This window comes from Pseudomonas bubulae (assembly GCF_037023725.1).
GTDB lineage: Bacteria > Pseudomonadota > Gammaproteobacteria > Pseudomonadales > Pseudomonadaceae > Aquipseudomonas > Aquipseudomonas bubulae.
In genome coordinates, this window is sequence record NZ_CP146077.1 from 4698877 (window position 1) to 4721860 (window position 22984).

A 22984-nucleotide genomic window follows, 5' to 3' on the forward strand; every position below is an offset into this window, starting at 1 on the left:
AAGTAGACCGGGGTTATTGCGGCCCAGCCCGTGTAAAACTGATGCTCGGCGAGCCTGCGGCGTGGGCAGGTCGCGGATTATAGCGAAGACTGGCCGTGTCCGACACCATGCCGTCGGCTTATGTGGTCTTTCGTGCACAGGCGGTTGTATGCCAAACTCAGTCCTTTCGGGCTTGCCTAACAGGATTTATGCTCCCCTTGTCACCCAGTTTGCTACCCAGCCTCGCCGCCGCCTGCTTGTATGCCGCTGCGACCTTCTATCAGGGCTCTTGTCTGCGCCAGGGCGCAAAGGCAAACAAACGCCTGTTGGTGACGCTCGGCATTCTTGCCGTACTTGCCCACGCCGCCAGCCTGTTCACCCACCTGATGACGCCTGCAGGCCTTGAACTGGACTTCTTCAGTGCAGCCAGCCTGATTGCCGTGGCCGTGATTACCGTGACCCTGGCGGCCTGCGCCCGCATACCGGTCGAGAACCTGCTGCTGCTTTTATACCCGCTGGGCATGCTGACAGTACTGCTGTCCGAATTCGCCCCGCCCGGCACGGTTCAGGTCATTAATGAAGAGCCAGGCATACTCGCGCATATCCTGCTGTCGATTCTTGCCTATGGCATGTTCACCATTGCGGTGTTCCAGGCGCTGTTGCTGTCGCTGCAGAACTATCAGCTCAAGCACAAGCATCCCAAGGGCCTGATCAAGAACTTCCCGCCACTGCAAACCATGGAAAGCCTGCTCTTCGGCTTTCTCTGGGCCGGCTGGTCGCTGCTTTCGCTGTCCCTGGTTTCCGGTTGGCTGTTTCTGGGCAACCTGTTCGCCCAGCACCTGGTGCACAAGACCCTGCTGGCCTGCCTGGCCTGGATCGTATTCAGCGTGTTGCTGTGGGGCCGTCACCACCTCGGCTGGCGCGGTCACAAGGCCATCCGCTGGACCTTTGCCGGTTTTTGCCTGCTGATGCTGGCCTACTTTGGCAGCAAGCTGGTTCGTGAATACATTCTGCATATCTGACGGGCGATAATTATGGATAGCTTGCCCCCTGGGCCGATTCTAACAATTTCGGCACTATTGATCGCAGGAGCCGCTGTATTTATCGGCTTTATACTGGGCAAAAGCAGTGCCCGCGCCAGGCGCACCAACGCCCAGCAGCTGCGAGAGGAGGCTCCCCAGCAACAGGACGAGCAGCCCAACAGCCGTCCGGCCCTGCTATCAGGCATCCATGCGCTGGACAACATCACGGTCAACGATATCCTGATCCCGCGCAACGAAGTCGAAGGCCTGAACCTCGACGACCCGATCGAAGACCTGATTGAGCAGTTGCGCCAGACCTCGCGCACACGCCTGCCGGTGTTTCACAACGACATCAACCAGGTCGAAGCCATCCTCAATACCCGCCACATCCAGCACATGCTGCCCGACGCCAGCCTGACCAAAGAAGCACTGCTGGCCGTTTGCCACGAACCTTACTTCATCCCCGAAAGCACCCCGCTGCAACTGCAACTCCTTAACTTCCACAAGCAGCAGCGCCGCCTGGGCGTGGTGGTCGATGAATACGGCGAAGTGCTTGGCATCGTGACGCTTGAGGACATCCTCGAAGAGATCGTCGGCGAGTTCGAAGACGAGCAGAATATCGATAACCCCCATATCGACCCCCTGCCCGACGGCCGTTATGTTGTCGATGGTGCAGCCTCCATTCGCGAGCTGAACAAGGCCCTGGGCTGGCACCTGCCCTGCGACGGCCCGAAAACCCTCAATGGCCTGGTCACCGAAGCGCTGGAAACCATCCCCGAGACTACCGTGTGCCTGAAAATCGGCGGCTATCGCCTGGAGATCCTCCAGACCGAAGAAAACCGCGTCAGCCGCGTACTGATCTGGCACAACAGCGTCAAGCCCGCGGTTTAATCGCCGCGCAAGGTCTTGTTACATTTGAGCGGGCCTCCCTATAATCATCATCGCTTACCCAAGCCTCGCCAACACGCGTGTTACCCGCACCCAGCGCTGTCGGCGCGTTGTATGACGCAGTACCTGCGTACGTTCCCATCCTGAACTGCGCTTGCACCCTGTTATCCCTCAGGGCCAACGACCATAAAAATTGCTCGCCATGTCGCACCGCCAAAGCGGACATCGGCACAGGGCTCATAACTGTCAGGGATATACGCATGACCTCCAGCACAACCTATAGCGAAGCTACGCCCGACAAGCCGGCCAACTCCGCCACCCGCGTCGCCACGGCCAGCTTTATTGGCACGGCCATCGAGTTCTACGACTTTTATGTGTATGCCACCGCCGCTGCACTGGTGATAGGCCCGGTATTTTTTCCGCAGACATCCGGTACCGCACAAATGCTGTCGGCGTTTCTGACCTTCGGCATCGCCTTTCTCGCCCGCCCGCTGGGCTCATTCCTGTTTGGCCACTTCGGTGACCGCATCGGACGTAAATCCACCCTGGTGGCCTCACTACTACTGATGGGCGTGTGCACCACATTGATCGGGGTGCTGCCGGGCTACGCCACGATCGGCGCCTGGGCCCCGATCCTGCTGTGCGTGCTGCGCTTCGGCCAGGGCCTGGGGTTGGGTGGCGAATGGGGCGGCGCGGCATTGCTGGCCACCGAGAACGCCCCCAAGGGCAAGCGCGCCTGGTATGGCATGTTTCCGCAACTGGGGCCTTCGATCGGTTTTCTGGCGGCCAATGGCCTGTTTCTGATTCTGGCCATGAGCCTGAGCGATGAGCAGTTCCGCTCCTGGGGCTGGCGCATCCCCTTCCTGCTTAGCGCAGCGCTGGTGATGGTGGGTCTGTATGTACGCCTGAAGCTGGAAGAGACACCGGTGTTTGCCAAGGCCGTAGCACAGCACGAGCGGGTGAAAATGCCCATCGTCGAACTCTTCAGCCAATACTGGGCACCGATGCTGCTGGGCGCCGCTTCGATGGTGGTGTGTTACGCACTGTTCTATATCTCGACAGTGTTTTCCCTGAGCTATGGCGTCGCCACCCTGGGCTATACCCGCGAAACCTTCCTCGGCCTGCTGTGTTTTGCCGTGCTGTTCATGGCGGCGGCCACACCTCTGTCGGCCTGGGCCAGTGACCGTTATGGACGCAAGCCGGTGCTGATAGTCGGTGGCGTGCTGGCGATCTTGTCAGGTTTTCTGATGGAGCCTCTGCTCACCCACGGCACCACCTGGGGTGTGGCGCTGTTCCTGTGCATCGAGCTGTTTTTGATGGGCGTGACCTTTGCCCCGATGGGTGCCCTGCTCCCTGAACTGTTCCCGACCCGCGTGCGCTATACCGGCGCGTCGGCGGCTTACAATCTGGGTGGCATTGTCGGAGCTTCCGCTGCACCTTTTTTTGCGCAAAAGCTGGTGAGCATGGGGGGGTTGAGCTGGGTAGGCGGGTACGTGTCGGGCGCAGCGATTCTCAGCCTGATTGCCGTACTGTGCCTGAAGGAAACGAGAGAGGCTGACCTGAACAAGGTAGCTTGAAGAAACACTTAACCTGTGGGAGCGGGCTTGCTCGCGATTGCAACGCCTCGGTACATCAGATGTACCGGGGCAATTGAATCGTGAGCTAGCCCGCTCCCACAATGGTTTTTACAGCTCTACAACTACTGCCTTGGCCGCGCGGGTCGCTTTGGCGCGAGCTGCTTCAATCGACTCATCGCGAGCCAGGGCCACGCCCATGCGACGCTGGCCGTTGACCTCTGGCTTGCCGAACAGGCGCAATGCGGTGTCCGGTTCGCTCAGGGCAGCACCCAGGTTGGCGAATGCCGTCCGGGTCGACTGGCCTTCCACCAGAATCACCGCCGAAGCCGATGGCCCGAACTGACGAATCAATGGAATCGGCAGGCCGAGAATGGCGCGAGCATGCAATGCGAACTGCGACAGATCCTGAGAAATCAATGTCACCAGGCCGGTATCGTGCGGGCGCGGCGACACTTCGCTGAACCACACCTGATCGCCCTTGATAAACAACTCAACGCCAAACAGACCACGACCACCCAGCGCTTCAGTAACAGCCTTGGCGACACGCTCGGACTCGGCCAGAGCAATCGGGCTCATGGCCTGTGGCTGCCAGGATTCCTGGTAATCGCCCTTCTCCTGTCGGTGACCAACCGGTGCGCAGAACGTGGTACCGCCAATATGGCGCACGGTCAGCAAAGTAATTTCGTAATCGAAGTCGATAAAGCCTTCGATAATGACCCGACCCTTGCCCGCACGACCGCCTTCCTGCGCGTAGTCCCACGCAGCCTTTACCTCCTCAGCACTGCGCAGCAGGCTCTGGCCCTTGCCTGACGAACTCATCACCGGCTTGACCACGCACGGGAAGCCCAGATCCAGCACGGCGGCGCTGTAGTCTTCAAAGGTGTCGGCAAAATGGTACGGCGAGGTTGGCAGGTCCAGCTCTTCGGCTGCCAGGCGACGAATGCCTTCGCGGTTCATGGTCAACGACGTGGCACGCGCCGTTGGAATAACGGTGAAACCTTCAGCTTCCAGCTCCACCAGGGTGGCGGTGGCGATGGCTTCGATTTCCGGAACGATGAAATGCGGCTTTTCGGCTTCGATGACGGCACGCAGGGCGGCGCCGTCAAGCATGTTGATCACATGACTGCGATGGGCAACCTGCATGGCAGGTGCATTGGCGTAGCGATCGACGGCGATCACTTCGACCCCCAGGCGCTGCAATTCGATGACAACTTCTTTGCCCAGCTCACCGCAGCCACACAACATGACGCGGGTCGCAGTGGGCGACAGTGGAGTTCCGATACGGGTCATTTCAGGTCCTCAAGGAAACAAAATCATCGAAGGCACTGACCAAGCCAGCGCCTGCAGGGGGATACAAAGGCCGGCATTTTACATGACTAGACCGAGGCTTTGCGCAAACGCCAGGCCATTGCCAGCCATACGCAGGTGACGCCGGCGAATTTCGAGGCCATGGCGGTAATGATCACGCCAGGGGTGAAGGCATCGATCATGCCGAAGAAGATAAAGGTGTCGATCGGGATGCTCAGCGCAGAGCTGATCCACAAGCGGTCATGCAAAGGCCGCTTGGTGATGCTGAAGACCAGCCAGTCGATGCACTCGGACACGGCGAAGGCAGTGGCGCTGGCCAGTGCAATGGAAGGATCGGAGGTGACGTACGACAACACCAGGGCCGCCAGCATGGCCAGCAGGGCACCGTGACCGAATCGGGTTTGCACCATGTCGCGCAATACAAACACCAGGCCACCCCAGGCTGACCAGATTATGTCCAGGTGCGGCGCAGTGGAAAACGCGTAGTTGATCAGCACGACGCTGGCGATATAAGCGACAAGAAACAGCATGGCAGCGGGCGACACCTCTAAATAAGGCGCACAGGGTACTTGAGTCGCAGTCGATTTTGTACCCGCGACATCCCCCTGCGGGAGCGGGCTTGCTCACGATGATATCAGCGCAGTTTGCCTGACAGGTCGCGGCGCCTGCATCGCGAGCAAGCCCGCTCACACAATAAAGAAGCGTTTTCAGCTACCGGAACCCAACATCCACACCACACCACTGGCTTTGGCCCGCTCATGGCACAGCACTAGCACCTCGCGGCGCTCCGGGTTGGTCATGCGGCTCCAGCGGGTGATTTCCGCCACGGTACGCTGGCAGCCACTGCACACATCGTCGTCGTCCAGCGCGCAGATATTCACACAGGGCGAGGCGACCGGGCGCTCTGCTTCTGTCATTGCTCTTGCACCTGAAGGTCACGGGCATATCGCTGGCCGTTCTTGACGTAGTGGGCCGCGCTGGCTTCCAGCAATTTTTTCTGCTCATCCGTCAGGTCACGTACCACCTTGCCCGGCGACCCCATGACCAGCGAGCCGTCCGGAATTTCCTTACCTTCGCCAATCAACGAATTGGCGCCAATGATGCAGTGCTTGCCGATTTTCGCGCCATTGAGGATCACCGCATTGATACCGATCAGGCTGTAATCGCCCACCGTACAACCATGCAACATGGCGTTATGACCGATGGTCACGCCCGTGCCAAGTGTGAGCGGATAGCCCATGTCGGTATGCATCACCGCGCCATCTTGCACATTGCTGTGCTTGCCGATCAGGATCAGTTCGTTATCGCCACGCAACACGGCGTTAAACCAGACACTGGCGCCCTCTTCCAGGCGCACCTTGCCGATCAGGGTGGCATTGGGTGCGGTCCAGCTTTCGGGATGGGTTTCGACGAACGAGTCGCCCAGGCGGTATTTCATGGGATGTCCTCAAGGCAGGCGTGGCCGTCTGCTGACGGCTCTAAATTGGAATGGAACGTTCAGGCGGGGTATGCAGGTTGATATTGACGTCGTCATAGAGCAGGTTCATCAGCTCCACGATCATGATTGCCGTCAGCCCCCAGATTTTATACACGCCAAAACGGTAGCTCGGCACGTACCAGCTACGGCCCTGGTAGTCGATGCGATGAGTGTGCTCACGCGGATCCTGGCGGAAGAACTCCAGCGGCACGCTGAATACCGCGGCGATTTCGGCGTCATTGGCCAGATACTCAACGTAATCCGGGACCAGACCGACATAAGGCGTTACGCGAATACCGTGTAACGAGATCAAGGGGCTCAGCGGCCCGATCACCTCGACCAGCCCCGGCGGCAAGCCGATTTCTTCTTCGGCCTCACGCAGGGCGGTGAACACCAGGTCGGGGTCTTCCGGGTCGCGGCGACCGCCCGGAAAAGCCACTTCACCACCGTGGGTCGACAACCCGCTGGCACGCAGGGTGAGAATCAGCTCAGGCTCAGAACTGCGTGTGACCGGCAACAACACCGCAGCTTCCGGGTAATTCCGTTCTGTTTCCAGCGTCCGTGGGGTATAGCGGCTCACACGGCCAAGCAGCTCGTCCAGCATAGGTCATCTCGATCCGGCACTTATCGGGCATCATGCACCAAATCGCACCGGGCACCCAAGTCCTACAGTGTCGCAGCCCGCCAGACCACACTTGCCGCGAGCCCACCTCAGCCCCCAAGATAGGCAACGAGCCAGAGACCACAGCATGAAATTTTGTAGCCAGTGCGGCCATTCCGTCAGCCAGCATATCCCGCAAGGCGATTCGCGCCTGCGCTATGTCTGCGACCACTGCCAGACCATTCATTATCAAAACCCCAATATTGTCGCCGGTTGCGTGCCCGTGTGGGGCACACAAGTGCTGCTGTGCCGTCGCGCCATCGAACCGCGCAAAGGCTACTGGACACTGCCCGCAGGCTTTATGGAGAACGGCGAGACGGTTGAAAACGCGGCCCGACGCGAAACCCTGGAGGAAGCCTGTGCCGTGGTTGAGAACCTGGCCATCTACACCCTGATCGATGTGCCGCATATCAATCAGGTGCATATTTTCTACCGCGCCGACCTGCTGGGCCCGAACTTCGCAGCCGGTGAAGAGAGCCTGGAAGTGCGCCTGTTCGAAGAAGTCGACATCCCTTGGTCAGAGCTGGCTTTCCGCACGGTCAGCCGTACCTTAGAATGCTTTTTCGCTGACCGCCCGGGCGCTCACTACCCCGTACGCAGCGAGGCTGTAGCACCGCTGGCCAGCCTGAAGACCGCCCAAAAATAATGCTGCTTGCCTTGTAACTCAGGAATGTTCCTCTAATGCGTTGGTTGCTCGCTGCTCTATGCCTGTCATTTGCCGTTACCTGCCAGGCCTCTGTTGTCATAACCGTAAACGGCAAACCCGTTGATAAAAACCAGGTCCTGAAACCCGCCCCTTCGTCGCTTCCGGTACGTCCCGGGCAGAATATCGACAAGGTGCTGGTCATCAAGTCTGCCCGCAAGCTGGAGCTGATCAGCAACGGCAAACCGGTCAAGACCTACCGCATCTCCCTGGGCAAACAACCCAAGGGCCCAAAAGTACGCGAAGGGGACAAACGCACTCCCGAGGGCATCTACTGGGTCGACTGGCGCAAAAAAAGCGACAAGTTCAACCTGGCGATGCACATCAACTACCCCAACATCAGCGACGCTGCCACGGCCCGGCGTGAAGGCCTGAACCCGGGCTCGATGATCATGATCCACGGCACTCCGGACAGCGAAGACAACCCCGAGGAACTGTTCCATACCCTGGACTGGACCGATGGTTGTATCGCGATGAAAAACCACGAAATGCGTGAAGTGTGGAACCTCGTTCCAGACGGCACCATGGTTGAAATCCGCCCGTAGCCAGCTGTCATACGAGCAACAAAAAACCCGCTGACCGGTAACGGTTCAGCGGGTTTTTCATATGACTTGTGGCTAGAAATCAGCCAGTTGCCACACTTCGTACGCCGGGGTTTCATACGGGTGACTGTGCTTGAGCGCAGCCACCACGGCCTGAATCAGATCATCGGCGACGACCAGCTCAACCTTCCACTCCCCCACATACTCGACCTGACCAGTTTGCCCGATGAACGGCTGGCTGCCGTCCAGCGCGCGAAACTGGCCCTGGCCCATGGTCTGCCAGGCGCAGTGGTCATAGCTGCCGATCCGTCCGCCACCGGCAGCGAATACGGCATCCTTGACCACGTCCACATGGCTCGGAGGAACGAAAAAGCTGAGCTTGTACATGCTCTTAATCTACCCACACACGAGCGTTACGGAACATGCGCAACCACGGCGCATCTTCGTTCCACTCTTCCGGGCGCCACGAGTTCTGCACGGCGCGGAATACCCGCTCCGGGTGCGGCATCATGATGGTCACACGGCCGTCACGGCTGGTCAGGCCGGTAATCCCGCGCGGCGAGCCGTTAGGGTTGGCCGGGTAGTTTTCCGTGACCTTGCCGTGGTTGTCGACGAAGCGCAGCGCCACCGAACCGGACAGGTCCGCTTGCAGCATGGCTTCTTCGCTGGCGAACTCGGCATGACCTTCACCATGAGCAATGGCGATCGGCATGCGCGAACCGGCCATGCCCTGCAGGAAGATCGAGTTCGACTCCTGAACCTGAACCATCGCCACGCGGGCTTCGAACTGCTCGGAACGGTTGCGCACAAAGTGTGGCCACAGCTCGCTGCCAGGGATCAGTTCGCTCAGGTTGGACATCATCTGGCAACCGTTGCACACACCCAGGGAGAAGCTGTCAGTGCGCTCGAAGAAGCTCTGGAACGCATCGCGGGCACGGGCATTGAACAGCGCCGACTTGGCCCAGCCTTCACCGGCACCCAGTACGTCGCCGTAGGAGAAACCACCGCAGGCAACCAGACCTTTGAACTCGTTCAGGTCGACACGGCCGGCCAGAATATCGCTCATGTGTACGTCGATTGCATTGAAACCGGCACGGTCAAACGCCGCGGCCATTTCAACCTGACCGTTGACGCCCTGCTCACGCAGGACAGCCACTTGCGGACGAATGCCTTTCTTGATGTACGGCGCGCTGATATTGGCGTTGACGTCAAAGCTCAACTGGGCAGTCAGGCCCGGGTTGTCTTCTTCGAGCAGCACGTCGAACTCTTGCTGTGCGCAGTCCGCGTTGTCACGCATACGCTGGATCTGGAAGCTGGTTTCAGCCCACTGGCGTTGCAACTCGCCACGCTGACCGACAAACACTTTTTCACCGTTGAAGGTGATGGTGACTTCGCTGTTGTTCAGCGGCTGGCCGATCACGTCGACACACTCGCCCAGGCCTGCAGCGCTGAACTGTGCAAGCACATCAGCAGTCGCGTCCTGACGCACCTGAATCACGGCGCCCAGTTCTTCGTTGAACAGGATGGCTGGGAGCTGGCTGGCGCTGTCTGCGAGGCAATCCAGGGTCAGGTTCAGACCGCAGTGGCCGGCAAAGGCCATTTCCATCACGCTGGTCAGCAAACCACCGTCGGAACGGTCATGGTAAGCCAGCAGGTGACCATCGGCATTCAGGCCCTGGATCACCGCGAAGAAAGCCTTGAGGTCTTCTGCGTCATCAACGTCAGGGGCCTGCTTGCCCAGCTTGCCGTAGGTCTGGGCCAGGATCGAGGCGCCCATGCGGTTCTGGCCACGGCCCAGGTCGATCAGGATCAGATCGGTCAGACCTTTGTCCATGCGCAGTACCGGGGTCAGGGTCTGGCGAACGTCGAGCACCGGGGCAAAACCGGTCACAACCAGCGACAGCGGCGAGGTCACGGTTTTGTCCGTGCCCTCTTCGCTCCAGCGGGTTTGCATCGACATCGAGTCCTTGCCCACCGGAATGGTGATGCCCAGCTCAGGGCACAGCTCCATGCCGACAGCCTTGACGGTGTCGTACAAGCGGGCGTCTTCACCCGGGTGGCCTGCAGCGGACATCCAGTTGGCTGACAGCTTGATATCGCTGATCTTGCCAATGCGCGAAGCCGCGATATTGGTCAGGGTCTCACCAATTGCCATGCGGCCCGATGCCGGAGCATCCAGCAGTGCCAGCGGCGTACGCTCGCCCATGGCCATGGCTTCACCGGTGTAGACGTCGAAGCTGGTTGCGGTGACAGCAACGTCAGCCACAGGAACCTGCCACGGCCCGACCATCTGGTCGCGGGCAACCAGACCGGTGATGGTGCGGTCGCCGATGGTGATCAGGAAGCTTTTGCTGGCAACGGCCGGGTGATGCAGAACGCGCTCGACGCACTCGCCGATGCTCAGTTGTGCCGGGTCGAAATCATCGCCCAACTCTTCTTCGCGAACAGCCGAACGGTGCATGCGCGGCGCCTTGCCCAGCAACACTTCCAGTGGCATGTCCACCGGGTTGTTGCCGAAGTGGCTGTCGGTCACGGTCAGTTGCGGCTCGGCAGTGGCTTCACCGACGACGGCAAACGGGCAACGCTCGCGTTCGCAGATCGCCTGGAAGCGCTCGAAATCTTCGACGCCCACCGCCAGAACATAACGTTCCTGGGATTCGTTGCTCCAGATTTCGTGCGGGGCCATGCCCGGCTCGTCGTTTGGAATGTTGCGCAGTTCGAAACGGCCACCACGGTCGCCGTCGTTCACCAGCTCAGGGAATGCGTTGGACAAACCGCCAGCACCCACATCGTGGATAAAGCTGATCGGGTTCTTGTCACCCAGCTGCCAGCAGCGGTCGATCACTTCCTGGCAACGACGCTCCATTTCCGGGTTTTCGCGCTGTACCGAAGCGAAGTCCAGGTCAGCCGAGCTTGCGCCGGTGGCCATAGAGGATGCTGCACCGCCACCCAGGCCGATCAGCATGGCCGGACCGCCCAGCACGATGAGCTTGGAGCCCACGGTGATTTCGGCTTTCTGCACGTGTTCGGCGCGGATGTTGCCCATGCCGCCGGCCAACATGATCGGCTTGTGGTAACCACGCACTTCTTCGCCACGGGGGGTGGTGATGGACTGCTCGAATGTACGGAAGTAACCGGTCAGGGCAGGACGACCGAATTCATTGTTGAATGCAGCACCGCCCAGCGGGCCTTCGATCATGATGTCCAGCGCGGTAACAATGCGCTCAGGCTTGCCGTACGGCACTTCCCACGGTTGTACAAAGCCCGGGATCTGCAGGTTGGACACGGTGAAACCGGTCAGGCCAGCCTTTGGCTTGGCACCACGACCGGTTGCACCTTCGTCACGGATCTCACCACCGGAGCCTGTCGCTGCACCCGGGAACGGGGCAATGGCGGTCGGGTGGTTGTGGGTCTCTACCTTCATCAGGATGTGCACTGGCTCCTGCACCGCACCGTACTGGCGGGTTTCAGGATCCGGGAAGAAACGCCCGGCAACACTGCCGACGATAACCGACGCGTTGTCTTTATAAGCAGACAGAACGCCTTCGCTGTGCATCACGTAGGTGTTCTTGATCATGCCAAACAGGCTCTTGTCCTGGCTTTGGCCGTCGATGTCCCAGCTGGCGTTGAAGATCTTGTGGCGGCAATGTTCGGAGTTGGCCTGGGCAAACATCATCAATTCGATGTCGTGCGGGTTGCGACCCAGACCGTTGAAGGCATTGACCAGATAATCGATTTCGTCTTCGGCCAGGGCAAGGCCCAGCTCGACGTTGGCTTTTTCCAGCGCTGCACGACCGCCACCCAGTACGTCAATCGCGGTCAGCGGCTTTGGCTCGGCGTGGCTGAACAAGCCTGCAGCCTGCTCCAGAGCGCCCAGCACGATTTGCGTCATGCGGTCATGCAATACAGCGCCGATCAGTTCGGCATCCGCATCGCTGAACTGGCCAGCTACATAGAATGCAATGCCGCGTTCCAGGCGCTGGATTTTAGCCAGGCCACAGTTACGGGCAATGTCGCTGGCCTTGCTCGACCAGGGAGAGATGGTGCCAAACCGCGGCAACACCAGGAACAGTCGGCCGCTCGGCTCTTGGACCGGCACGCTTGGGCCGTACTTCAGGAGACGAGCCAGTACCTGCTGTTCATCGCTGGTCAGCTCACCGGTGGTATCGGCAAAGTGGGCGAATTCAGCATACAAACCAGTGACAGACGGAACCTTGAGGCTCAGTTGTGCAAGGAGTTTGCTGTGGCGAAAGGCAGAAAGGGCAGGAGCGCCGCGCAGGATCAACATCTTCGGGACAGCCTCGGGAGGGGTATGCTTTGAGGCCGGGCATTCTAGCCTAAACCGTTCGCCACGGCACCCGAAACGGCACACCTGAAGCGCACCAGACGTCGCGAATCGACCAAAGCCTTATTCTTTATAGCTATCAGCCGCTTAACGGATGCTCGATTATGATCTTTAAACAGAGCTCTACCCCCCATTTTACAAGGGTTTGAGCGATTTTCGCGGTCAATATCAGAATGACTGGAAATTGTCGAGATATGGCACCCGTGCTGCTTTGCGTATACTGCGCGGATGTTTTCTCTAACTGATATCCGCCCGCGCTGCGCCAAATGGCTGCTCGCAACCGGACTCTTCCTGATGCTCAGTGCCTGCGTTGAAAAACCCAGCACCCTGGAGCGCGTAAAGGAGGATGGGGTACTGCGGGTGATTACCCGCAACAGCCCTGCGACCTACTTTGAGGATCGCAATGGTGAAACCGGCTTTGAATACGAGCTGGTGAAGCGTTTTGCCGACGATCTTGGGGTTGAGCTCAAAATCGAGACCGCGGACAACCTGGACGAACTGTTCAATCAACTGGGCCAGCCTGACGGCCCGGTTCTGGCTGCTGCCGGACTGGTCAGCAGCGAGAAACGCCTGCAACAAGCCAGATTTTCCCACCCGTACCTCGAAGTCACACCACAGATCATCTACCGCAACGGCCAGTCCCGCCCCACCTCTGCTGCAGATCTGGCCGGCAAGCGCATCACGGTCCTTAAAGGCAGCTCCCACGCCGAGCAACTGGCCGAACTGAAAAAACAGTATCCCGGAATCGAGTACGACGAATCCGACGCGGTCGAAGTCGTCGATTTGCTGCGCATGGTCGATGAAGGCCAGATCGACCTCACGCTGGTCGACTCCAACGAAGTGGCGATGAACCAGGTGTACTTCCCCAACGTGCGCGTCGCCTTTGACCTGGGCGATGCACGCAGCCAGCGCTGGGCAGTGGCGGCCGGTGAAGACAACAGCCTGCTCAACGAGATCAACGCCTATCTGGACAAGGTCGAAAAGAACGGCACCCTGCAACGCCTTAAAGACCGCTACTACGGGCATGTCGATGTCCTTGGCTACGTTGGCGCGTACACCTTCGCCCAGCACCTGCAACAGCGCTTGCCCAAGTACGAAAAGTTCTTCAAGGAAGCGGCCAAAAAAGAACAGATCGACTGGCGCCTGCTGGCAGCCATGGGTTATCAGGAATCTTTATGGCAACCCGCCGTCACCTCAAAAACAGGTGTGCGCGGCCTGATGATGCTGACCCAGAACACGGCTCAAGCGATGGGCGTGTCCAACCGCCTGGATGCCAAGCAAAGCATCATGGGCGGCGCCAAATACCTCGCATTGATCAAGAGCGAGCTGGACGATGATATTCAGGAACCGGATCGCACCTGGTTCGCACTGGCTGCCTACAACGTGGGTGGCGGTCATCTGGAAGACGCACGCAAGCTGGCCAAGAAAGAAGGCCTGAACCCGAACAAGTGGCTTGATGTAAAGAAAATGCTGCCTCGCCTTGCGCAGAAGCAGTGGTACAGCAAAACCCGCTATGGCTACGCCCGTGGCGGCGAGCCAGTACATTTTGTGGCCAACATCCGTCGTTACTACGACATCTTGACCTGGGCCACGCAGCCACAGCTCGAAGGTGATCAGGCGGCCGACAGCAAGCTGCATATCCCCGGCATCGACAAGACCAAGCCCAAAGAAGAGCCGCAGTTGTAGAACACAATTCTGTGGGAGCGAGCCTGCTCGCGAATGAGCTTCGCGAGCAGGCTCGCTCCCACAATTGAATGATCCCCGTAGCCGTTTTTAAACCTTGGCCGCAGCCACAATCAGCGCTTTCATTTCAGCCACTGCCGACTTGAAGCCCACGAACAATGCATGCGCCACCAGCGCATGGCCAATGTTCAATTCATTGATGCCCTTGATCGCGGCTACCGCTTCCACGTTGTGGTAATGCAGACCGTGGCCAGCATTGACGATCAGCCCTTGAGCCAGGCCAAACGCAACGCCATCGGCGACACGCTGCAACTCTTCGGCGACTTCGGTCGGGGTCTGGGCATCGGCATAGCGTCCGGTGTGCAGTTCGATTGCCGGTGCGCCTACGCGCCTGGACGCTTCGATCTGACGCTCATCGGCGTCAATAAACAGCGACACTTCACAGCCAATCTTGCTCAGCCGCTCGACAGCTGCCTTGATCCGCGCTTCCTGCCCGGCAACATCCAGACCGCCTTCGGTGGTCAGTTCCTGACGGGTTTCAGGCACCAGGCAGATATGCGCCGGGCGAATGCGCTCGGCAAACAGCATCATCTCTTCGGTAACGCCCATTTCGAAGTTCATGCGCGTTTGCAGGACATCCTTGAGCAGCAACACATCGCGTTCCTGGATATGTCGACGATCTTCGCGCAAGTGCACGGTAATGCCGTCGGCGCCCGCCTCTTCTGCATCCAGCGCTGCCTTGACCGGATCAGGGTAACGGGTGCCGCGAGCCTGACGCAGCGTGGCTACGTGGTCGATGTTCACGCCGAGAAGAATGCGATTGCTTTGGGTCACGGGGGGCTCTCCTGAAGAGTTGACGATTCGGCGCACAGCATACCGGTCTATTCAGGGCTTGCGAAACAACTCACGACTGGCCAGCGGTTTACCAGCCAAATGCACGGCCAATGCCTGACGCATCAAGCGCTTGGCGGCAGATAAGGCTCCGGGCACGGTCCAGTCAGCCTCGGCCATTGCGTGCAGTTCGGTGCCATGAAACAGACCGGGCTGCACCAGATAAATCCGTTCAAGCCCGGCATCTACCTGCAAACGGTACATGCCATCGCTGGCCACCGGTTCGCCTTGAATGTCCCGGGTCAACGAAAAGCCATAGCCCAGATCGTCCAGCAGGCGCCATTCGAACGCTCGCAGCAGAGGCTCGAGCGCGCGTCCTTGCGCAAGCGCCACCAGCGTCGCGGCATAGTGGTCGAAGACCGCGGGATGCGGGTCTTCGGCTGGCAACAGCCTGATCAGCAGCTCATTGAGATAGAGGCCGCTGAACAGCGCTTCGCCATTGAGCCAGGTGGCAATCCCGGCACTCTCCATGCGTCCGACGTTTTTCAGCTCGCCACGGCCGCGAAATTCGATTTCCAGCGGCACAAAAGGCCGGGCCAGCGTCCCCGCCTTGCCCCGCGCACTGCGCAGCACGGCCCGCAGGCGCCCTTGAGGCGTGATGAAATCCACCAGGGCACTGGTTTCACGATAGGGGCGACTGTGCAGGACGTAGGCGAGTTGGGGGGCCGGGGGTTTACTGGACATGGAAGTCAGCTATCTCAAAAGGCAAACACTGCCAGGAAGAACAGCATAAAACTAATGTGGGAGCGGGCTTGCTCGCGATAGCAGCAACTCGGCCTGTCTGAAGTTCCGAGTTGATGCTATCGCGAGCAAGCCCGCTCCCACAGGGGGGGGTAATGCTGTGCTTACAGGTCGCCGTAGCCCAGCGAACGCAGGGCGCGCTCGTCGTCGGACCAGCCACCTTTCACTTTAACCCAAAGGTTAAGCATGATCTTGGAGTCGAACAGCAGCTCCATATCCTTGCGCGCTTCGGTACCGATACGCTTGATACGCTCGCCCTTGTCGCCAATGATGATTTTTTTCTGACCATCACGCTCAACCAGAATCAAGGCATGGATATGCAGGGTTTTGCCCTGCTGCTTGAACTCTTCGATCTCGACGGTGATCTGGTACGGCAGCTCGGCACCCATCTGGCGCATGATCTTTTCACGTACCAGTTCGGCGGCCAGGAAGCGGCTGCTGCGATCGGTGATCTGGTCTTCCGGGAAGAAGTGCTCGTTTTCCGGCAGGTGATCGGCAATCACGCGCTCAAGGGCTTCAAGGTTGTGCCCGTGCTGAGCCGAGATCGGGATGATCTGGGCGTTCGGCAGTTGCTCCTGAAGCCAGCTCAGGTGCGGCATCAGCTCGGCTTTGTCTTCGATACGATCGGTCTTGTTCAACGCCACGATCAGCGGGCCGGTTACGTACTGCACGCGCTCCAGCACCATCTGGTCTTCGTCGGTCCACTTGGTGCGGTCAACAACGAAGATCACCACATCGACGTCTTTCAACGCAGCCGAAGCGGTTTTGTTCATGTAGCGGTTCAGGGCCTTTTCGCCGCCCTTGTGCATGCCCGGGGTATCCACGTAGACCGCTTGCACGTTGCCTTCGGTCTTGATGCCCAGCATGTTGTGGCGGGTGGTCTGAGGCTTGCGCGAGGTGATCGCCAGCTTTTGACCCAGGATATGGTTCAGCAGTGTGGATTTACCCACGTTTGGACGACCAACAATGGCAACGTAGCCACAGCGAGTTGCGGTTGAATCAGTCATGACCATTCTCCACGCCAAGGGCAATCAGTGCTGCGGCGGCCGCTACCTGTTCGGCAATACGACGGCTCACGCCCTGTCCCCGGCTTTTTTCATTCAATAAGGCAATCTCGCACTCGACAAAGAAGGTGCGGCAATGCGGTTCGCCCTGGATATCCACCACTTCGTAACGTGGCAGGTCGCAGGCACGCGACTGCAAGAACTCTTGCAGTCGGGTCTTTGGATCTTTGTTGGTGTCGACCAGGGTCAGCGTCTCGAACTCGCTGGCCAGCCAGGCCAGTACGCGGTCGCGAGCGACATCCATGCCGGCGTCCAGGTAAATGGCACCGATCAGCGCCTCAAGGGCATCGGCCAGGATCGATTCACGGCGAAATCCGCCGCTTTTCAGTTCACCGGAACCCAGGCGCAGGTACTCGCCCAGCTCAAAGCCGCGAGCCAGTACTGCCAGGGTCTCACCCTTTACCAGCCGCGCACGCAAGCGTGACAACTGGCCTTCACGCGCCAGCGGGAAACGGTCAAACAAGGCTTCGCCGGCAACAAAATTGAGAATGGCATCCCCCAGGAACTCAAGGCGCTCGTTATTGCGCCCCGCGAAACTGCGGTGTGTCAGGGCCAGAACCATCAGTTCCTGGTCTTTGAAGGTGTAGCCGAGCTGACGCTCTAAACGTTCTAAAGAAAAACTCACGATTTACCCACGCTGAGTTCGTGGCCGAATGTCACCACCGGACCGATATTAGGGATCAGTGATGCTCGTTTATCGCATAGCAAATGGACAGGGAACAGGCTGTTCGCCGCCGTCACACTTAACGCTTTGTTCAAATCCACATCCTGAATACTCAGGCGCGCGACTTGTTTCGCACACCTGAAAAGCAATCGGCGCTGTTATAAACAGCGCCGTTCTGGCTACTTGATCAGACCAACCCGCGAGAAGTTCGGCAGGTTGCTCGCCTTGGGTTCCGGCCAGCTCATCCAAACAGCGAAGGCCTTGCCGACAATATTCTTGTCGGGAACCATGCCCAGCTCGTCTTTGGGAATGTTCGGATCATCCCAGTAACGGCTGTCGTTCGAATTGTCACGGTTGTCACCCATCATGAAGTAATGCCCGGCCGGAACCGTCCACTCCTTGTCAGGCGGCGCACGATAGCGGCTCATTTCCTTGCGGATCATGTGCTCGACTTCGCCCAGCTTCTCTTTGTACAACTCGGCACTGCCCAGGGTTCCAGGCTCGGCCTTGACCAGTTGCTCGGCAACCAGTTGGTCGTTGACATAAAGATGCTTGTCGCTGGTATAGCGGATCTTGTCGCCCGGCAGGCCAACTACACGCTTGATGTAGTTGACTGTCGGATCGCTTGGGTAGCGAAACACCATCACATCGCCCCGCTTCGGATCACCCACTTCGATGATTTTCGTGTCGAGTACCGGCAGGCGGATCCCGTACGAAAACTTGTTCACCAAAATGAAATCGCCCACATCCAGGGTCGGTTTCATCGAGCCGGACGGAATCTGGAACGGCTCAACCAGAAACGAACGCAACACCAGCACGATAAACAACACGGGAAAGAACGACTTGCCGTATTCAACCAGCAGCGGCTCCTTGTTGAGCTTTTCGACTACCTGCATATCAACCGGCGTAACGCTGGCTTGATAGTTGGCAATGGCCTTGCGCCGGCGCGGAGCCAGGAAGACCAAATCGAGCAGCGCCAGCAAACCGCACACGGCAACAGCAATGACCAGCAACAGCGGGAAATTTAGTGACATAGGACCTAGCTATCCAAACGGAGCACTGCAAGGAAGGCTTCTTGTGGAATTTCCACGTTGCCCACTTGCTTCATGCGTTTTTTACCGGCCTTTTGCTTTTCCAACAGCTTGCGCTTACGGCTAACGTCACCACCGTAGCATTTGGCCAGTACGTTCTTTCTGAGTGCCTTGACGGAGGTCCGTGCAATGATCTGCCCGCCAATGGCGGCCTGGATCGCGACGTCGAACATCTGGCGCGGAATCAGTTCTTTCATCTTCTCGGTCAACTGGCGACCTTTGTAGTGCGCGTTTTCCTTGTGCACGATCAGGGCCAGCGCATCTACCTTGTCACCGTTGATCAGCACATCGAGCTTGACCAGATTAGCTGACTGGTAACGATCGAAGTGGTAATCAAGCGAAGCATAGCCGCGACTGGTGGATTTGAGACGGTCGAAGAAGTCCAGAACCACTTCGTTCATCGGCAAATCGTAGGTCACTTGTACCTGGGTACCCAGGAACAACATGTCGTGCTGCACGCCACGTTTTTCAATGCACAGGGTAATGACGTTACCCAGGTGCTCCTGAGGCACAAGAATGTTGGCACGCACGATTGGCTCGCGCATGTCTTCAATCATTGAAAGATCTGGCAGCTTGGACGGGTTATCGACGTAAATCGTTTCACCGGTCTTGAGCAGCAGTTCGAAAATTACGGTTGGCGCAGTGGTGATCAGGTCCAGGTTGTACTCGCGCTCCAGGCGCTCCTGAATGATCTCCATGTGCAGCATGCCCAGGAAGCCGCAACGGAAGCCGAAGCCCAGTGCGTCAGAGCTTTCTGGCGTGTATTGCAGCGAAGAGTCGTTCAGCGTCAATTTTTGCAACGCATCACGGAAGTCTTCGAAGTCATCGGAGCTAACCGGGAACAGGCCCGCGTATACCTGAGGCTGAATACGCTTGAAACCGGGCAGTACATCAACATCCGGAGTCGTGCTCAAGGTCAGGGTATCGCCCACTGGCGCACCGTGAATGTCCTTGATACCGGCGATGATGAAACCTACTTCACCGGCTTTCAGGTCTGCAGTGGCGGTGTGTTTCGGGTTGAATACACCAACGCTGTCCACCAGGTGGATCTTGCCGGTGGATTTGACCAGAATCTTGTCGCCCTTTTTCACGCGGCCGTGGCGCACGCGAACCAGGGACACAACGCCCAGGTAGTTGTCGAACCAGGAGTCGATGATCAACGCTTGCAGCGGATCTTCGATATTGCCGGTCGGCGCAGGAATGGTGTGTACCAGGCGCTCAAGCACCTCGTCCACGCCCAGGCCGGTCTTGGCACTGCAGGTCACGGCATCAGTGGCGTCGATGCCAATGATTTTTTCGATTTCTTCCTTAACGCGATCAGGATCAGCCTGTGGCAGGTCGATCTTGTTCAGCACCGGCATGACTTCCAGGCCCTGCTCAATCGCGGTGTAGCAGTTGGCTACGGACTGGGCTTCTACACCCTGCCCCGCATCGACCACCAGCAACGCACCTTCACAGGCCGCCAGGGAACGGCTAACTTCGTAGGTGAAGTCAACGTGGCCCGGGGTATCAATGAAGTTCAACTGGTAGGTATTACCGTCTTTGGCCGTGTAATACAAGGTGACGCTGTGGGCCTTGATGGTGATCCCGCGCTCACGCTCGAGGTCCATGGAGTCCAGTACCTGGGCCTCCATTTCGCGGGCAGTCAGGCCACCGCACATCTGGATGAAACGATCGGCCAGCGTCGACTTGCCATGGTCAATGTGGGCGATGATGGAGAAATTGCGGATATGACTCAGATCACTCACGGGTCAACACTCAAAAAAGTCGCAGGCAGACTGCCCGCCGAAAAATAGCCGGGAATTGTACCTGAACATCGCGCCAAGCGTCACGTTCACAGGCCAATGGGCACCTACAAAAAAGCCCCTATCGCGAGATAGAGGCTCTTGATTGGCTCAATGAGCGCTACTCAACCCGCCCGACGTAACAGCCAGATACCGGCCACGGCACAAATGGAAGCCGGCAGCAGCACCGCAAACAGCGGCGAGAAGCCGAACACCAGGCTCAAAGGCCCCAGCAGGTCCTGGGCGATCTTGAAGGTAAACCCTACCAGCACCCCGGTAAAAACCCGCTGCCCCAGCGTAACAGAGCGCAACGGGCCGAAGATGAAAGATATGGCCATCAATACCAGCGCGGCAGTCACCAGCGGCTGCAACACCTTGACCCAAAAAGCCAGCCAGTAACGGCCGTTGTTCAGGCCCTGATCCTTGAGGTAGTGGATATAGTTCCACAACCCGGAAATCGACAGCGATTCGGGCGCCATGACCACGGTATTGAGCAGTTGCGGGCTCAACGACACGTCCCATTTTTCTTCAGGCGCCTTGACTACCTCAGTGCTGTCGCCATGAAAAAGAGTGGTGCTCACATCACTCAACTGCCAGTCGCCCTGGTGGTACTGGGCCTTTTTGGCAAAGCTTGCCGACTGCATCTGATGGTCTTTGTCGAAGCGATAACGGGTCACACCGTAAAGCAGGCCATCGGGCTGAACGGCGTTGATATGGATAAACTCATCACCCTGGCGGTGCCACAAGCCATGCTTGGAGCTTTGCGAGTCGCCACCGCCCTGGGCCAGCGCGCGGTTGGCCTGGGCAATGTTTTCCGTGGCAGGCACTACATATTCGCCAATCAGCACCCCTGCAACCATCAGCACCAGCATCGGCTTCATCACGGCCCAGACGATGCGCCCAAGGGACACACCTGCGGCACGCATGATGGTCAGCTCACTGTTGCTGGCCAGGCCGCCCAAACCGATCAGGCAGCCAATCAACGCTGCCATCGGCAACATTTCATACAGGCGTCGGGGCGCAGTCAGCATGACAAAACTGAACACATCCAGAACGGTGTAGGTGCTGCTGAGACTGCGCATCTCGTCGATCACGGCAAACAGCAGGGCCAGCCCGAGGATGATCCCCAACACGGCCAGAATCGCCAACAACACACTGCTACCAATGTAGCGGTCGAGCTTAACCACGGGCCATCTCCTCGGCACTACGGCGACTTGCCAGTTTCAAGCGCAGCGGCTCCCAGTACATCAACCCCAGGCCAATGATCAGGAACAGCCCATGCACCCACCACAGGCCCAGCGCCATCGGGGTCTTGCCATCCTGAAGAAGCCCCTTGCCCCAGGTCAGCATGCTCAGGTAGCTCATATAAAGAAGAATCGCCGGCAACAACTTGAGGAAGCGCCCCTGACGCGGATTGACCCGCGACAACGGCACTGCGATCAAGGTCACGATAAAGACCAGCACGGGGAAGGCAATCCGCCAATGCAACTCGGCAACCACACGAGGATCCGTGCTGCCGAGAAGGCTTGCGGTAGGGATCGCATCGCGGTCTGTCACTTCATTGCTGACTTCCGGCTTGGGCAGCAGCACACCATAGGTGTCGTACTTGATTGCCCGATAATCGGCCTGCCCAGGATTGCCGTCATAGCGATAGCCATTGTTCAGCACCAGCCAGCGACTGCCGTCAGGACGCACTTCCTGATGCCCCTTCTCGGCCAGCAGCACGGAAATACTGCGATCCTTGGCCTCTTCTCCGAGCTTCTTCTGCGAAATGAATACGCCGGACAAGAGGCTGCGGTCATTGCTCAATTCTTCGGTGTAGGTCACCCGTGTACCGTCACTCAGCGACTGGAAGCGCCCGGCCTCCAGGGTGTCGAATTCGGTCAGGGCATCCTGCTTGTTGAGCAGCAGCTGGAATTCATTGTTGCCCTGCGGGGCCAGGCTCAGACTGAGCCAGGCCACGATCAGCGCGACCAGCGCAGCCGGTGCCATGGTCATGGCCAGCAACCGCTGACGACTCATGCCGGTGGCCGACAGCACGGTCATTTCGCTCTCAAGGTACAAGCGACCATAAGAGAGAAGAATGCCCAGGAACAGCCCCAGAGGCAGGATCAGCTGCATGAAGCCCGGCAGGCGAAAGCCCATGATCAGGAACAACGAACCCGGGTCCAGGGCGCCCGAGGCGGCCTGGGCCAGATATTTGATGAAGCGACCGCTCATGATGATGACCAGCAGCACAGCACTGACAGCGCTCAATGTAAGCAGGACTTCGCGGGACAGATAACGGAAGACGATCAAACCAGACACTCCAGGGTCGTCAGGCTAAGGCGGCCAAACAAACAGCATAACGAGTCGGCACATACCTCATCATAGATGAGATGGGCCGTCTAAAAAGATGGCGCATTATCCTGTGAATGCCCTCCCCTGTCACTGCACAGTCTTGAAAGTGGCAACTTGGCCCTAAACCGGGGTTGTCAGGCTCCTCCGACGGGGTTCAAACTGCCCGCCTTGACGCCAGCCTTGATCACAGGTGAAGCGCTTCTTCTATATAAGCAAACAAACAG

At 58.6% G+C, this 22984-nt stretch carries 20 protein-coding genes and 1 pseudogene; 6 read left to right on the forward strand and 15 right to left on the reverse strand.

The genetic code is table 11. The features are described 5' to 3' along the window. Positions 1-188 precede the first annotated feature (188 nt). The 3 genes and pseudogenes from V6L81_RS21600 to V6L81_RS21610 all read left to right on the forward strand — a co-directional run bounded on the left by V6L81_RS21600 (position 189) and on the right by V6L81_RS21610 (position 3466). A complete protein-coding gene (locus V6L81_RS21600) occupies positions 189-1001 on the forward strand; it encodes an inner membrane protein YpjD (RefSeq protein ID WP_095001249.1) in 813 nt (270 codons plus the stop codon). 186 nt (positions 1002-1187) lie between these two features. Beyond that, positions 1188-1892: pseudogene (locus V6L81_RS21605) on the forward strand (transporter associated domain-containing protein); the annotation flags it as partial. 257 nt (positions 1893-2149) lie between these two features. Then, positions 2150-3466, forward strand: coding sequence for an MFS transporter (locus V6L81_RS21610; RefSeq protein ID WP_095024902.1), 1317 nt, complete (start codon positions 2150-2152; stop codon positions 3464-3466). 108 nt (positions 3467-3574) lie between these two features. Here the strand turns inward: V6L81_RS21610 and purT are convergent, their stop codons facing one another. The 5 genes from purT to V6L81_RS21635 all read right to left on the reverse strand — a co-directional run bounded on the left by purT (position 3575) and on the right by V6L81_RS21635 (position 6855). Further along, positions 3575-4756, reverse strand: a complete 1182-nt coding sequence (gene purT / locus V6L81_RS21615) for a formate-dependent phosphoribosylglycinamide formyltransferase (protein ID WP_338660326.1) — start codon at positions 4754-4756, stop codon at positions 3575-3577. 86 nt (positions 4757-4842) lie between these two features. Beyond that, entirely contained in the window at positions 4843-5304 is a 462-nt protein-coding gene (locus V6L81_RS21620) for a VUT family protein (RefSeq protein WP_095018202.1), read from the reverse strand. A gap of 177 nt (positions 5305-5481) precedes the next feature. Further along, a complete protein-coding gene (locus V6L81_RS21625; protein WP_016781908.1) occupies positions 5482-5691 on the reverse strand; it encodes a DUF1289 domain-containing protein in 210 nt (69 codons plus the stop codon). After that, positions 5688-6212: a gamma carbonic anhydrase family protein gene (locus tag V6L81_RS21630; protein ID WP_095001245.1), complete on the reverse strand. Its 525-nt coding sequence runs from the start codon at positions 6210-6212 to the stop codon at positions 5688-5690. The genes V6L81_RS21625 and V6L81_RS21630 overlap by 4 nt, the downstream gene beginning before the upstream one ends. A gap of 40 nt (positions 6213-6252) precedes the next feature. Beyond that, on the reverse strand, positions 6253-6855 hold the full coding sequence (locus V6L81_RS21635; protein ID WP_095001244.1) for a CoA pyrophosphatase: 603 nt from the start codon (positions 6853-6855) through the stop codon (positions 6253-6255). Between the two features lie 145 nt (positions 6856-7000). Here V6L81_RS21635 and V6L81_RS21640 point away from each other — a divergent pair, with 145 nt between their 5' ends. Further along, positions 7001-7558 (forward strand): NUDIX hydrolase, encoded by a 558-nt coding sequence (locus V6L81_RS21640; RefSeq protein WP_095001243.1) that lies wholly within the window; start codon positions 7001-7003, stop codon positions 7556-7558. 35 nt (positions 7559-7593) lie between these two features. After that, positions 7594-8160, forward strand: coding sequence for a murein L,D-transpeptidase family protein (locus V6L81_RS21645; protein WP_095001242.1), 567 nt, complete (start codon positions 7594-7596; stop codon positions 8158-8160). 72 nt (positions 8161-8232) lie between these two features. Here the strand turns inward: V6L81_RS21645 and V6L81_RS21650 are convergent, their stop codons facing one another. Both V6L81_RS21650 and purL read right to left on the reverse strand, forming a co-directional pair. Continuing rightward, the gene (locus V6L81_RS21650) at positions 8233-8544 is read right to left on the reverse strand and encodes a YqfO family protein (RefSeq protein ID WP_095001241.1); all 312 of its coding nucleotides are present in this window, start codon (positions 8542-8544) and stop codon (positions 8233-8235) included. Positions 8545-8548: 4 nt separating this feature from the next. Then, a complete protein-coding gene (gene purL / locus V6L81_RS21655) occupies positions 8549-12445 on the reverse strand; it encodes a phosphoribosylformylglycinamidine synthase (protein ID WP_095023045.1) in 3897 nt (1298 codons plus the stop codon). 285 nt (positions 12446-12730) lie between these two features. Here purL and mltF point away from each other — a divergent pair, with 285 nt between their 5' ends. Continuing rightward, positions 12731-14188, forward strand: a complete 1458-nt coding sequence (gene mltF, locus V6L81_RS21660; protein WP_095001239.1) for a membrane-bound lytic murein transglycosylase MltF — start codon at positions 12731-12733, stop codon at positions 14186-14188. An 87-nt stretch (positions 14189-14275) separates the two neighbouring features. On the opposite strand, the gene pdxJ is transcribed toward mltF, so the two are convergent. The 8 genes from pdxJ to lptF form a co-directional block, all read right to left on the reverse strand. After that, complete coding sequence (gene pdxJ, locus V6L81_RS21665; protein WP_095001238.1) at positions 14276-15019, reverse strand: pyridoxine 5'-phosphate synthase; 744 nt, start codon at positions 15017-15019, stop codon at positions 14276-14278. A gap of 51 nt (positions 15020-15070) precedes the next feature. After that, on the reverse strand, positions 15071-15760 hold the full coding sequence (recO, locus tag V6L81_RS21670; RefSeq protein ID WP_095001237.1) for a DNA repair protein RecO: 690 nt from the start codon (positions 15758-15760) through the stop codon (positions 15071-15073). A gap of 161 nt (positions 15761-15921) precedes the next feature. After that, complete coding sequence (gene era, locus V6L81_RS21675; protein WP_095001236.1) at positions 15922-16824, reverse strand: GTPase Era; 903 nt, start codon at positions 16822-16824, stop codon at positions 15922-15924. After that, positions 16817-17506 (reverse strand): ribonuclease III, encoded by a 690-nt coding sequence (gene rnc, locus V6L81_RS21680; protein WP_095001235.1) that lies wholly within the window; start codon positions 17504-17506, stop codon positions 16817-16819. The genes era and rnc overlap by 8 nt, the downstream gene beginning before the upstream one ends. Positions 17507-17724: 218 nt before the next feature. After that, positions 17725-18579 (reverse strand): signal peptidase I, encoded by an 855-nt coding sequence (lepB, locus tag V6L81_RS21685; protein ID WP_095001234.1) that lies wholly within the window; start codon positions 18577-18579, stop codon positions 17725-17727. A 5-nt stretch (positions 18580-18584) separates the two neighbouring features. After that, positions 18585-20384 (reverse strand): translation elongation factor 4, encoded by a 1800-nt coding sequence (gene lepA / locus V6L81_RS21690; RefSeq protein WP_095001233.1) that lies wholly within the window; start codon positions 20382-20384, stop codon positions 18585-18587. A gap of 161 nt (positions 20385-20545) precedes the next feature. Further along, entirely contained in the window at positions 20546-21607 is a 1062-nt protein-coding gene (lptG, locus tag V6L81_RS21695) for an LPS export ABC transporter permease LptG (protein ID WP_095001232.1), read from the reverse strand. Continuing rightward, positions 21600-22718, reverse strand: coding sequence for an LPS export ABC transporter permease LptF (lptF, locus tag V6L81_RS21700; protein ID WP_095001231.1), 1119 nt, complete (start codon positions 22716-22718; stop codon positions 21600-21602). Before lptF ends, lptG begins: the two co-directional genes overlap by 8 nt. Positions 22719-22984 lie beyond the last annotated feature (266 nt).